This window comes from Aquaspirillum serpens DSM 68, from assembly GCF_000420525.1.
Lineage (GTDB): Bacteria > Pseudomonadota > Gammaproteobacteria > Burkholderiales > Aquaspirillaceae > Aquaspirillum > Aquaspirillum serpens.
This window is the reverse complement of the sequence record NZ_ATVC01000069.1, coordinates 1-13,176: the sequence shown is the minus strand read 5'-3', so window position 1 is coordinate 13,176 and position 13,176 is coordinate 1. Positions and strand designations below refer to the sequence as shown.

Below are 13,176 nucleotides of genomic sequence, written 5' to 3'. Positions count from 1 at the left end.
CGTACCACCGCAGAACACCAGCCGCACTTGTCCGTGCTGCGGCCATGTGTCGGCGGACAACCGACGCACACAGGCGCAGTTTTTGTGCGTCGAGTGCGGTTTCGAGGAAAACGCCGATCTGGTCGGCGCGATCAATGTTCTAAGGGCGGGACACGCCCGGTTCGCCTGTGAAGTGAGCGGTGCAGCAATGCCGCCAGCAGCAGGAACCCACCGAAGCGACTCAGGTGCGGCTCAATGCCGTGTCTGAGCGCCGTAGGAATCTCCGGCCTTCAGGCCGGGGAGGATGTCAATGGCGTACGCTTCACCACTTGCTGCAGGGTGTTAGCGAAGTTCTCTAAAATAAGAATGGTCTCCACTCCGGCATCTTTTAACTGATGCTCTAACTCGCGTGGGGTGTAAAGCGGATTGACGTTCACCACTGTCATACCTGCCCGCAAAATCCCAAACACTGCCACCGGATATTGCAATAGGTTTGGCATCATAATTGCCACCCGCGAGCCGCGCCCCAGCTTCAGCTCGTGCTGTAAGAAAGACGCGAACTGCATCGATAAACGGTCGATCTCAGCGTAGGTCAACACTTTGTCCATATTCGCCACCGCTGGGCGATGGCTGAATTTCTTGACTGCATGTTCAAATACTTCGCTTACCGATTGAAAACTATCGAGGTTGATCTCAGCGGCCACCCCTTGCTGATAGTTCTTAAGCCAGCGCTTTTCCATAAGTTTCTCCCGTCGTGTGTTGTCTGCTCTAATGTAGAAAATTCGCAACGTTCCAAACAGCTACCTCGGCGGTGCTTGTCTTAGCATAAGCACAAAACGACCAAATTGCCGCCATTCGAACATTTGTTTGAATTGTTGCGTAATGTAACGGAATCGTTTTTTTCGCGCAAAGTGTTTCCATGTTGCAAGACAACACAATTTTGTGTGGCATATCGTGGTGAGTGTTTCTTTTTATTTAGAAAGTTGCTAAAATCGGAGCGTTTTATAGATGGGCGTTAGCGCCCATTTTTTATTTGCCGGATCAAAGCATGGACGTTCGCACACTGCTGGAAAATACTCTCCCCGGATTGGGGTATGAGTTTGTTGCACTGGAATTGATCAACGGTGGCGGTTTTCGCCTGTTTATCGATAAGCCAGAAGGCATCACGTTGGATGACTGTGTGTTGGTGAGCAATCACCTCACACGCCTATTTGCTGTTGAAAATGTGGACTACGATCGGCTCGAGGTGTCTTCACCTGGTCTCGACCGCCCACTGACCAAAGAAGCCGACTATGTTCGCTTTGCAGGTTCTTTAGCAAAAATCAAAACACGCATGCCGCTAGAGGGACGTAAGCAGTTTCGCGGACGTTTAGCTGGCCTCGAAGAAGGCCGGGTCAGGATTGACGTGGACGGCACAATAGTGGAAATCCCATTTTCCAGTATTGATAAGGCGCGGCTTGAGCCGGAGTTCTGATACACCGCTCCCCGCCGGCTGGAGCTAATGCCGGCCACAGACCGGAATACAGAATTCGGAGGAATGCATGAGTCGCGAGATTTTGTTGTTAGTAGATGCCTTGGCGCGTGAAAAAAACGTTGGCCGAGAAATTGTATTTGGCGCTTTAGAATTGGCCTTGGCCTCGGCCACCAAAAAGAAGTACAGCCAAGATCACAAAGACCACGGCGATGATATCGACGTGCGTGTGCAGATTGATCGTGCTACAGGTCAATACGTTACCTTCCGCCGTTGGGTTGTCGTGGAAGACAACGACCACGAATTCCCAAGCCGCGAAATCGCGATCACCGATGCTGCCGACCATGGAGTAGAAGCCATCGTTGGGGCAGTCAAAGAAGAACCGATGGACGCGGTGGAATTTGGCCGGATTGGGGCACAAACCGCCAAACAAGTCATCTTACAACGCATTCGCGATGCGGAACGCGAGCAAATCCTTAACGACTTCCTCGAACGCCGTGAATATTTGGTCAATGGCACCATCAAGCGCATTGAGCGTGGTAATGCCATTGTTGAATGTGGCAAACTCGAAGCATTATTGCCACGCGATCAAATGATCCCGAAAGAAAACCTGCGCAATGGCGACCGCGTTCGCGCTTTCTTATTGCGTGTTGACCGTACTGGCCGTGGTCCACAACTGATTTTATCGCGCACCACACCACTGCTGGTTGGCAAGTTGTTTGCTTTAGAAGTCCCTGAAATCGAAGAAGGTTTACTCGAGATCAAAGGCTGTGCTCGCGACCCAGGTAGCCGTGCCAAAGTTGCTGTCAAAGCCAACGATCCACGTATCGATCCCCAAGGCACTTGCATTGGAATGCGTGGTTCACGCGTTCAAGCCGTGACCAGCGAATTAGCCGGTGAACGCCTTGACATCGTGTTATGGTCAAACGATCCCGCACAATACGTGATCAATGCCCTATCACCAGCGGAAGTCGTTCGTATCATGATCGATGAAGACAATCACGCCATGGATGTGGTGGTTGAAGACGATCAACTGGCATTGGCAATTGGTCGTGGCGGTCAGAATGTCCGCTTGGCTGGTGAACTGACCGGCTGGGTGTTAAACATCATGACGGTAGCGGAAGCAGCCGAGAAAAACGAAGCAGAAGACGCTGAACTGCGGAAGTTGTTTATCGAAGGTCTTGAAGTGGATGAAACCACTGCCAGCGTTTTAGTGCGTGAAGGTTTCACCACTTTAGAAGAAGTGGCGTATGTCCCACTGGCTGAAATGCTGGAAATCGCTGACTTCACTGAAGAAACCGTCAACGATTTGCGTAACCGCGCCCGTAATGCCCTGCTCAATCAGGCTATCGCTTCAGAAGAGAAAGTGGAAACTGTCTCGGAAGAACTGAAAAACCTCGAAGGCATTGATGCCGAGATCTTGCGTAAATTAGCAGAAAACGGCATCGTCAGTCGCGACGACTTGGCCGATTTGGCTATCGATGATCTGGTTGACATGACCGGCATGGATGCTGAAGCAGCGAGTGTTCTGATTTTAAAGGCGCGTGAACACTGGTTTGATCAGTAAGCTTTGTTGTCAAGCAACAAAGTAGCTTCATTTGGAGGCGAGCCAACATCACTGGTTTGCCTCCGTAGCGCGCAGACATCCTCCTGTAGATTCAGGGAGATAGATAGCGCATGTGATACAACCGTCGTATACTGTTGTCGCCAGTGATAGCCACGCTAGCCTACGGCAGGACATGCCGGAAGTGACGCCTGTGGAGAAACGAGCAGCGGTTGCGCACTCGGCCCAGGAACCCACCGACGCGACTTGAGCGCAGCTTCTCGCGGCACCCGAGCGCAGTAGGAATCCCCCAATAGAAAACGGGGGAGGATGTCAAAAGACAGGATTAAGGAACACATGCTCGAAAACAACGTAAAACAATTTGCTAGCGAACTCAAACTGCAACCGGAACACTTGTTGGACCAACTGCGTGCAGCAGGGGTCAATAAACAAACAACCAACGATACGCTGACCCAACAAGATCGCGAAAAACTGTTGTCTTATTTAAAAAGCCGCCACGGTTCGACCGATAGCGGCTCTGTTACTTTGCAGCGCAAGGAAACTTCCGAGATTCGCCGTGCCGATAGCACCGGTAAATCTCGCACGATTCAAGTCGAAGTTCGTAAAAAACGGACGATTGCGCGTCCCGAAGAAGCCAGCCATACCCCAGCCGTAGAAGCCCCTACCCCAGCGCCTGCTGTGGTAGAAACACCGGCACCGACACCTGCCCCTGTTGCGGCCCCCAGCCCAACACCAGCGGTCGAAGAAGTGAAAGCAGACATCAAACCGGCTGCCGCACCAGTGGCTGTCAAAGCCGAGCCAGCACCAGCTAAAGCAGCAGACAACAAGCCAGCGAAAACCGAAGAACGCGCTAAACCACACCATAACGGTGGTCAGCCACGTAAAGATGGCCAACGCCAACAAGAACGTGGCGGTCAATCGCGTGATCGTCGTGGCCAAGATAAACGTCAACAAAAACCTGCTGTACCCGCCATCAAACCAGCTGTCTTAGCCGCACAGCAAATGAATGAGCCCGTGGTACCGGTTTCTGCTGCCTCGATTTTGACACCAGAAGAAATCGCTGCGCGGGAAGCAGAAGAACGCCGCCAAGCAAAATTGCGTGCGGCACAAGAAGCCCTGATTCGCGAACGCCAACAGCGTGATGCACGCCGCTTAGCAGCAAAAACTGCCAGCGAAGCACCCGCCAAAGCCCCCGAACCAGCGCCTGCACCTGTGGCTGCGCCAGCTCCGACACCGGCGCCTGCTGCTGCCCCGGCACCCACCACCCGCCCAGCCAACCAACAACGCAACGAGCGCAGTGGTGGTGGCGAGCGTAATTCCCGTCCTGCAGCGCGTCCAGCACCTGCTGCCGCGACACCTGCAGCACCAGCAGCTGAAAAAACGGATAAGCCAGCAGACAAAAAAGCCTCACCGAAAAAAGGCCAACCGAATGGTCGTCATGACCATGAAGATGCGAACAAGCGTCGTGGCCTGAAAACCCGTGGTGGCGATGCTGGCAATACCAATGCGTGGAAAGCTAAACGCGGCGGTAAGAACAGCAAAAACAATCAATCCCAAGCGGCACATGCTTTCCAAGCACCGACTGAGCCCGTGGTGCATGAAGTCCTCGTGCCAGAAACCATCAGCGTGGCGGACTTAGCCCATAAGATGTCGGTGAAAGCTGCCGAAGTCATCAAAGTGCTGATGAAAATGGGCATGATGGTCACCATCAACCAAGTGTTAGACCAAGAAACTGCGATGATCGTGGTGGAAGAAATGGGTCACGTCGCGAAGCCAGCAAAATTAGACGATCCAGAGTCGTATTTGGATGATGTCGATGGCGGTCATCATGAACTGGTGTTGGAAGCCCGCGCACCGGTGGTGACAGTGATGGGTCACGTTGACCACGGTAAGACTTCATTGCTTGACTACATCCGCCGCACTAAAGTGGCATCGGGTGAAGCCGGTGGGATTACCCAACATATCGGTGCTTACCACGTTGAAACCCAACGCGGCATGATTACCTTCCTCGACACCCCAGGTCACGAAGCGTTTACCGCGATGCGTGCCCGTGGTGCGAAAGCCACGGATATTGTGGTGTTGGTGGTTGCCGCTGACGATGGCGTGATGCCACAAACAATCGAAGCGATTCACCATGCCCAAGCCGCAGGGGTACCGATCGTTGTTGCGGTGAACAAAATTGATAAGCAAGGCGCCAACCCAGAGAAAATCCGTCAAGAATTGTCTGGTCATGGCGTGGTCCCAGAAGAATGGGGTGGCGAGACTCAGTTCATCGACGTATCGGCCAAACAAGGCATTAACATCGATGGCTTACTCGAAGCCATTCTGTTGCAAGCCGAAGTGTTAGAACTGACGGCAGCCAAAGACGCACCGGCTAAAGGCTTGGTCGTTGAAGCACGGTTGGATAAAGGTCGTGGTGCAGTGTCCACCATCTTGGTGCAATCCGGTACCTTACGCAAAGGCGATGTGCTGTTAGCAGGTTCGGTGTTTGGTCGCGTTCGCGCCATGTTGGACGAAAATGGCAAACCTGTGAACGAAGCAGGGCCATCGATCCCAGTGGAAATTCTCGGTCTGTCCGATGTGCCAACCGCCGGTGAAGATGCGATTGTGCTGACTGATGAACGTAAAGCACGCGAAATTGCCTTGTTCCGTCAAGGTAAATTCCGTGATGTCCGTTTGGCACGTCAACAAGCCGCCAAACTGGAAAATATGTTTGCCCAGATGGCCGAAGGCGAAGTCCGCACCTTGTCGCTGATTATCAAAGCCGACGTACAAGGTTCTTACGAAGCCTTGGCAAGCAGCCTGCAAAAACTGTCCACCGAAGAAGTGCGCGTCAATATCTTGCACTCTGGTGTGGGTGGTATCACTGAATCTGACGTCAACTTGGCGTTGGCTTCACAGGCGGTGATTATTGGCTTCAACACCCGTGCCGATGCACAAGCGCGCAAAGTGGCAGAGAACAACGAAGTCGATATTCGCTACTACAACATCATTTATGATGCGATTGATGAAGTGAAATCGGCCTTGTCTGGCATGTTGGCACCAGAGAAACGCGAGCAAATCTTGGGTACTGCAGAAATCCGTCAGGTGATCTCGGTATCGAAAGTGGGCAATATCGCGGGTTGTATGGTCACCGACGGTATGATTAAGCGCAGTGCACGCGTACGTGTGATTCGTCAAAACGTGGTGATTCACGATGGCGAACTCGACAGCCTGAAACGCTTCAAAGATGACGTAAAAGAAGTGAAACAAGGCTATGAGTGCGGCATGATGCTGAAAAACTTCAACGAGATTATCGAAGGCGACCAACTGGAAGCCTACGAAGTCATCGAAGTAGCTCGTACCCTGTCATAATTGATGACAGCAAAAAACGGCGGGCGTGCAACGTCCGCCGTTTTTCTTTGTCTGTTCCCTTTTGCATCTGAGGAGCGTCCTACTATGGCTCGCAAACATTTTTCCCGTTCCGATCGCGTTGCCGCCCAGCTACAACGTGAACTTGCCGAATTGATTCGTACCGAGGTGAAAGATCCCCGTATGGGTCTGGTCACCATCACCGCAGTTGAAGTCACCCGCGATTATTCCCACGCCAAAGTGTTTTACACGGTGATGAATGCCGATAATTTGGATGACACCCAAGATACCCTGCAACGTGCCGCCGGTTTATTGCGTAGCGGTGTGGCACGCGCCATCAAAATGTTCTCGGTGCCGCAACTGCATTTTGTCTACGACACCTCCGTTGAACGCGGGATGCACTTGCACTCGTTGATTGAAAAAGTGGCACACGATGATGCCTTATTGCCCAAAAACGATGATGACGACAAGGCTGTTTCATGACCAGCGCCGCCTCTGTTGAAAAACCCGGCAAGCGGCCAGTCGATGGTGTGTTATTGCTTGATAAGCCACTGTTACTATCGAGCAATAGCGCACTACAAAAAGCACGTTGGCAGTTTCATGCCCAAAAAGCGGGGCATACCGGTGTCCTCGACCCGATGGCCACCGGCTTATTACCGGTCTGTTTTGGTGAGGCCACCAAGTTTTCTGCTTTTTTGTTAGATGCGGACAAAGGCTACACCGCCACCCTGCGGCTAGGTCAAACCACCACCACCTTTGACACCGAAGGTGACATTGTCAGCGAAAAACCAGTCGAGGTCAGTCAAGCCCAATTGGAAGCGGTACTGGCACAATTTACCGGCCCCATTCAACAGCTACCACCGATGTATTCGGCGTTAAAATTTCAGGGCAAAGCCTTGTACGAGTATGCGCGGCAGGGTATTGAGATTGAACGAAAAACCCGCGATGTAGTGATTCATCACATCACACTGTTGGCGTTTACCGACGATACGGTGGTGTTAGACGTTCAATGCAGTAAAGGCACTTATATTCGTAGTCTCGCCCATGATATTGGGCAGGCACTTGGCTGTGGCGCTCACTTAACCGCCTTACGCCGTACTCGCACTGCAGGGTTTGCGCTTGACCATGCTCTGACCTTAGAACAGTTGGCCGAGATTCCTTTCACAGAACGGCAGGCAGTTTTATTGCCGGTTGATGTGTTAGTACAACATTTTCCAGCACTAACGGCGACAGATGATGAAAAACATCGTTTAACACATGGTCAGCCTGTGCACAGTCCACAAAATAGTGCGATAATGCAAGACTTTCGTTTGTACGACACAAGCGGAATGTTTTTCGGTTTGGGACAGATTCGCGCCGATGGCCAGCTGTGGCCAAACCGATTGCTGGTCAACACCAGCACAGTAGGAGCATAGAGGGGTGATTGGTTGCTCGCTATGCTTGTCCGAGCGCAAGCTCACTGATTATTTGGAGTAATAAAATGGCCATTTCCACCACAAAAAAAGCAGAAATTGTTAAAGATTTCCAACGTGCAGCAGGTGACACCGGTTCTTCCGAAGTGCAAATCGCTCTGCTGACCGCTCGCATCAACGACTTGACACCTCACTTCAAAGCCAACAGCAAAGACCACCACAGCCGTCGTGGTTTGTTGAAAATGGTGAGCCGTCGCCGTAAATTGCTGGACTATCTGAAGCGTAAAGACGCTGATGCTTATCGTAGCCTGATCACCCGTTTGGGTCTGCGTAAGTAATCGCTTGGCCGCTGGTTTGCTGATCTTGCGAACCTGTTTCGGTATCTGCTGTCGATAACGGCGGCTTCCGTAAGGAAGCTGCCGTTGTTTTATGGTATTTTCTCAATGTTTACGACGGGATGAGCCTCTACCCTTGGGGTTGGATCCGACCCTAACGGTAGGGGTTCCCGTTGTCTTCCCAAGCTGTTAACAATTAGGAATCCTCTGTGTTTAATAAAATTACAAAATCTTTCCAATATGGCCGTCATACGGTTACCTTTGAAACCGGTGAAATCGCACGTCAAGCCGGTGGTTCAGTCTTAGTGTCGATGGATGACACTGTGGTGTTGGTCGCCGTGACCGTTGCGCCAGAAGTGAAACCAGGGCAAGACTTTTTCCCACTGACAGTGGATTATCTCGAGCGCAGCTATGCCGCCGGTAAAATCCCTGGTGGTTTCTTCAAACGCGAAGGCAAACAGTCAGAAAAAGAAATTCTTACCAGCCGCCTGATCGACCGCCCAATTCGTCCTTTATTCCCCGAAGGTTTCTTTAACGACGTGCAAATTGTTGCCACAGTGATGTCGTTAAACCCAGAAGTGGATTCAGACATTCCAGCGATGTTGGGTGCCTCTGCGGCCCTGATGTTGGCCGGTGTACCGTTTATGGGCCCAGTCGGTGCCGCACGAGTCGGTTATCTGAATGGCGAATATGTATTAAACCCAACCAAAGCTGAACTGAGCCAAAGCCAAATGGATTTGGTGGTAGCAGGGACAGAAGCCGCCGTGTTGATGGTGGAATCGGAAGCCCAAGAATTGCCAGAAGAGGTGATGTTGGGTGCGGTGGTATTTGGCCATGAGCAAATGCAAGCGGCCATTCGCGCCATCAATGAATTGGCCGACGAAGTCAATCCCGTGTTAGTCCCGTGGACTGCCCCTGCCAAAAACGAAGCTTTGATTCAACAAATTCGTGATTTAGCGGCGGCTGATATTGCGAATGCCTTCCGTATTCGGCAAAAACAAGCCCGCAGCCAAGCCTTAAACGAAGCATGGAGCAAAGTCAAAGCGGCGTTGATTAGCGAAGACACCGACACCTTGTTAGCCAACGAAATCAAAGGCATTTTCAAGAGCCTCGAAGGCGAAGTGGTACGGGGTCAAATTTTGGCTGGCGAACCACGGATTGATGGCCGCGATACGCGCACCGTACGTCCAATCAGCATCCGCACTAATGTCTTGCCACGCGCACACGGTTCGGTGTTGTTCACCCGTGGTGAAACACAGGCTTTGGTGGTTACCACATTGGGTACCAAAACCGATGAGCAAAAAATTGATGCCTTGTCGGGAGAGTATTCCGACCGCTTTATGCTGCATTACAACTTCCCGCCCTACTCCACCGGTGAAACAGGTCGCATGGGCCCGCCAAAACGCCGTGAAATTGGGCATGGCCGCTTAGCAAAACGCGCCTTGGTCGCTGTCTTACCCAATGAAAACGAATTCGCCTACTCGATGCGTGTGGTGTCGGAAATCACCGAATCGAATGGTTCTTCGTCGATGGCGTCGGTGTGTGGTGGCTGCTTGGCATTGATGAGCGCCGGCGTACCGCTGAAAGCGCATGTCGCAGGTATTGCGATGGGTTTGATTTTGGAAGAAAACCGCTTTGCCGTTCTGACCGATATTTTGGGTGATGAAGATCACCTCGGCGATATGGATTTCAAAGTGGCTGGCACTGCCTCGGGTATCACTGCATTGCAGATGGATATCAAAATTCAGGGCATCACTAAAGACATCATGCAAGCAGCGTTAGCACAAGCCAAAGATGGCCGTATGCACATCTTGGGTTTCATGCAAAACGCAATGGAAGCACCACAGGAAATCTCCGACCACGCACCACGTTTATACGTGATGAAGATCAATCCTGATCGTATCCGTGAAGTGATTGGTAAAGGCGGCGAAACGATCCGCACCATCACCAAAGAAACCGGTACCGAAATCAGCATCGCTGAAGATGGCACCATCACCATCGCTTCCGTCAGTGCCGATGGCGCTGAGGCAGCAAAAAAATGGATTGGCCAACTGACCGCTGAAGTGGAAATTGGCAAAATCTACGAAGGTACTGTGGTTAAAATTTTGGATAAGAATGTCGGCGCGATTGTGTCGATTATTCCGGGCCGTGATGGTTTGGTTCACATCAGCCAAATCGCCAACGAACGTATTGCTAACGTCGGTGATTATCTGAAAGAAGGCCAAGTGGTACGCGTGAAAGTGTTGGAACAAGATGATCGCGGTCGTATCCGCCTGTCGATCAAAGAAGCGGCACGCGAAGAAGCTGCAGCAGCGCAAGCTACGGTGACCACCACAGCGGATGTCAGCGAAGCCCATAACGGTTAATTGATGTCACACTGTTAACAGCAAAAACGCCCACAACATCAGTGGGCGTTTTTTTATTTAGCCTTGCAAAGCGTCGCGATTAGTCGCGCAATAAATCATTGATGCTGGTCTTCGCACGTGTTTGTGCATCGACCTTTTTCACAATCACGGCACAATACAGACTGTGCGAACCATCTTTTGCCGGCAAGCTCCCCGACACCACCACCGAGCCAGCAGGAATACGGCCATAGCTGATCTCACCCGTTTCACGATCGAGAATTTTGGTACTTTGACCGATGTAAACACCCATCGAAATCACAGAACCTTCTTCCACAATCACACCCTCGACAATTTCCGAGCGGGCACCGATAAAGCAGTTATCTTCAATAATGGTTGGATTGGCTTGCAATGGCTCTAACACCCCACCAATACCAACACCGCCGGATAAATGCACATTCTTACCAATTTGTGCACAAGAACCCACCGTCGCCCATGTGTCCACCATGGTGTTTTCACCCACATAAGCGCCGATATTGACGTACGAAGGCATTAAGACCACGCCTGGGGCAATAAAGGAACCGTGACGTGCAACCGCAGGCGGCACCACGCGGAAGCCCCCTTCACGGAAATCCTCCTTTGAGTAATCTTCAAATTTAGTTGGCACTTTATCGTAGTAACGTGTCGTGCCAGATTTCATCCGCTCGTTGTTGTGGGTACGGAAATACAATAACACGGCTTTTTTCACCCACTGGTGTACTTTCCATTCACCGTTGATTTTTTCCGCTACCCGCAATTTGCCATGGTCCAACTCATTGATGACTTGCGAAATAGCAGAGATTTGGTCATCAGAAGCAGTTTGTGGCGTCAATTCGTTACGATGCTCCCACATATGCTCAATCACCGTTTCTAATGGGTGATGGTGGCCGGGAGTGATATGAATGGCGACACTCATGGTCGTATCCTTTCTTAACAAATCAGAAAAAACAGTCGCACCCTAGTGCGACTACAGAGCTTGATTACAACGTTGTTTGCACAAAATGGCGAATACGCTGTGCGGCTTCGACACACTCAGCCAAAGGTGCAACCAAAGCAATACGGATAAAACCTTGACCAGGGTTACAACCGGCTGCGTTGCTGCGCGCCAAGAAACTGCCAGGGAGAACCGTCACATGCTCCTGTGCAAACAAATCACGAGCAAAAGCCACATCATCGCCTGAAGGCACCCGCGCCCATAAGTAAAAACCGGCTTCAGGCAAAGCGGTGTCCAACACTTCAGCCACAATCGGTGTCACCGCTTGGAATTTTTCACGATAGGCAGCACGGTTGTCTTCAACGTGTTGTTCATCTTGCCATGCGGCTACGCTAGCCTTTTGTACCGTTGGGCTCATGGCTGCACCATGATAAGTACGATAGAGCAAAAAGGCTTTCAAATAAGCGGCATCGCCGGCAACAAAACCCGAGCGTAAGCCTGGGGCATTCGAGCGTTTTGATAAGCTGGTAAAAGACACCAAACGCCGGTAATCAGTTCGGCCCAGTTGCACTGCCGCCTGTAAGCCGCCTAAAGGGGGTTCTTGCTGCCAAATTTCGGAGTAACACTCATCCGAGGCAATCACAAAACCATAGCGATCAGATAAAGCAAACATGGCTTCCCAATCCTCCAGCGTCATCACCGCACCCGTTGGATTACCCGGGGAACAGACAAAAACCAGTTGTGTGCGCTGCCAAATGGCTTCGGGGACTTCCGACCAATCGGGTTGGAAACGCCGTTGCGGTTCACAATTCAGATAAAAAGGCTCGCCACCGGCTAACAGCGTTGCCCCTTCATAAATTTGATAAAAAGGATTCGGCAACAACGCCACTGGTTTTTCACCAGACGGCAGCGGTTGCAGCGCAATTTGCGTAAAAGAAAACAGGGCCTCGCGACTGCCGCATACCGGTAATATTTCTGTGGCAGGCTTAGGGCGTGGAATGGCATAACGAGCAGCCAACCAATCAGCACAGGTTGCCCGCAGCTCATCACTGCCTTGGGTTGCAGGGTATTGCGCTAAACCAGACAGTGCATCAACCAATGCGTGGCGAATGCAATCTGGGGTAGGGTGTTTAGGTTCTCCAATCGATAAATTAATTGGGGATCGCTCTGGATTCGGGGTGATGCCGGCGAAAAGTTCGCGTAATTTCTGAAACGGATAAGGTTGCAATAAATCAAGCGCAGGATTCATGTCTGATGCAGCCCACTCATTAAAGTAAAGGGACGCATCTTACCCCAAATTGTGTTGTGCTTTGAGCCCAAAGCGCACACAAAACCAAGAAAAGAAAAACGGTGGACGATCATCGTCCACCATTGCAACGGGTTTTACCCAATGCGTGGAAAGCCTTGGGGTTCAGCCCGAGGTCAAGAGCGCGGACGCCGAAGGTGTCCAACGGGGTTTTGTTACTATTTAATGTGCTGTAGAATCTCCAGCACACAGCTCAAATTAAAGTGCCATTAGGCAGTGAGTTGTGAGTAAGGAACCCATCAACCCAAACATGCTTGTGCTGCGGCATCAAACCCGCTAGCAGTCCGAAAGGTAGGGCAAGTTTGCGAATAAGAGAATGGATTTGCAACGAATGCGGTGCAGTACACGACCGCGATACCAATGCGGCAAAAAACATTCTCGCGGCGGGACTTCGCCGTCTTGCAGAAGGAATCCCCGCTCTTTAGGGCGGGGAGGAAGTCAAC

The 13,176-nt window shown here is 51.4% G+C and carries 10 protein-coding genes and 2 pseudogenes; 9 read left to right on the top strand and 3 right to left on the bottom strand.

Going from position 1 to position 13,176, the window contains the following annotated elements; genetic code table 11:
- A partial coding sequence (locus tag G465_RS16265; protein WP_155846548.1) for a zinc ribbon domain-containing protein occupies window positions 1–247 on the top strand: 247 nt, incomplete at its 5' end.
- A 40-nt stretch (window positions 248–287) separates the two neighbouring features.
- On the opposite strand, the pseudogene G465_RS0111265 reads toward G465_RS16265, so the two are convergent.
- Window positions 288–719 (bottom strand): annotated as a pseudogene (locus G465_RS0111265) (AMP-binding protein); the annotation flags it as partial.
- Window positions 720–1,027: 308 nt separating this feature from the next.
- Here G465_RS0111265 and rimP point away from each other — a divergent pair.
- From rimP to pnp, 7 genes are all read left to right on the top strand, one after another.
- Entirely contained in the window at window positions 1,028–1,453 is a 426-nt protein-coding gene (gene rimP / locus G465_RS0111260) for a ribosome maturation factor RimP (RefSeq protein WP_022654565.1), read from the top strand.
- Between the two features lie 67 nt (window positions 1,454–1,520).
- Entirely contained in the window at window positions 1,521–3,017 is a 1,497-nt protein-coding gene (gene nusA / locus G465_RS0111255) for a transcription termination factor NusA (protein WP_022654564.1), read from the top strand.
- Window positions 3,018–3,350: 333 nt separating this feature from the next.
- A complete protein-coding gene (gene infB / locus G465_RS0111250) occupies window positions 3,351–6,368 on the top strand; it encodes a translation initiation factor IF-2 (RefSeq protein ID WP_022654563.1) in 3,018 nt (1,005 codons plus the stop codon).
- 84 nt (window positions 6,369–6,452) lie between these two features.
- Window positions 6,453–6,848, top strand: a complete 396-nt coding sequence (gene rbfA / locus G465_RS0111245; RefSeq protein WP_022654562.1) for a 30S ribosome-binding factor RbfA — start codon at window positions 6,453–6,455, stop codon at window positions 6,846–6,848.
- Window positions 6,845–7,780 carry a tRNA pseudouridine(55) synthase TruB gene (gene truB, locus G465_RS0111240; RefSeq protein WP_022654561.1) on the top strand — a complete coding sequence of 312 codons (936 nt, stop codon included), beginning with the start codon at window positions 6,845–6,847 and terminating at the stop codon, window positions 7,778–7,780. The genes rbfA and truB overlap by 4 nt, the downstream gene beginning before the upstream one ends.
- A gap of 65 nt (window positions 7,781–7,845) precedes the next feature.
- Entirely contained in the window at window positions 7,846–8,115 is a 270-nt protein-coding gene (rpsO, locus tag G465_RS0111235; protein WP_027405416.1) for a 30S ribosomal protein S15, read from the top strand.
- Window positions 8,116–8,321: 206 nt separating this feature from the next.
- On the top strand, window positions 8,322–10,478 hold the full coding sequence (gene pnp / locus G465_RS0111230) for a polyribonucleotide nucleotidyltransferase (protein ID WP_022654560.1): 2,157 nt from the start codon (window positions 8,322–8,324) through the stop codon (window positions 10,476–10,478).
- 79 nt (window positions 10,479–10,557) lie between these two features.
- On the opposite strand, the gene dapD is transcribed toward pnp, so the two are convergent.
- Together dapD and dapC are read right to left on the bottom strand one after the other, a co-directional pair.
- Window positions 10,558–11,409 (bottom strand): 2,3,4,5-tetrahydropyridine-2,6-dicarboxylate N-succinyltransferase, encoded by an 852-nt coding sequence (gene dapD, locus G465_RS0111225; RefSeq protein WP_022654559.1) that lies wholly within the window; start codon window positions 11,407–11,409, stop codon window positions 10,558–10,560.
- Window positions 11,410–11,473: 64 nt separating this feature from the next.
- A complete protein-coding gene (gene dapC / locus G465_RS0111220; RefSeq protein ID WP_022654558.1) occupies window positions 11,474–12,676 on the bottom strand; it encodes a succinyldiaminopimelate transaminase in 1,203 nt (400 codons plus the stop codon).
- Between the two features lie 302 nt (window positions 12,677–12,978).
- Between dapC and G465_RS16555 the strand changes: the two are divergent.
- A pseudogene (locus tag G465_RS16555) lies at window positions 12,979–13,158 on the top strand (zinc ribbon domain-containing protein); the annotation flags it as partial.
- Between the last annotated feature and the right edge of the window lie 18 nt (window positions 13,159–13,176).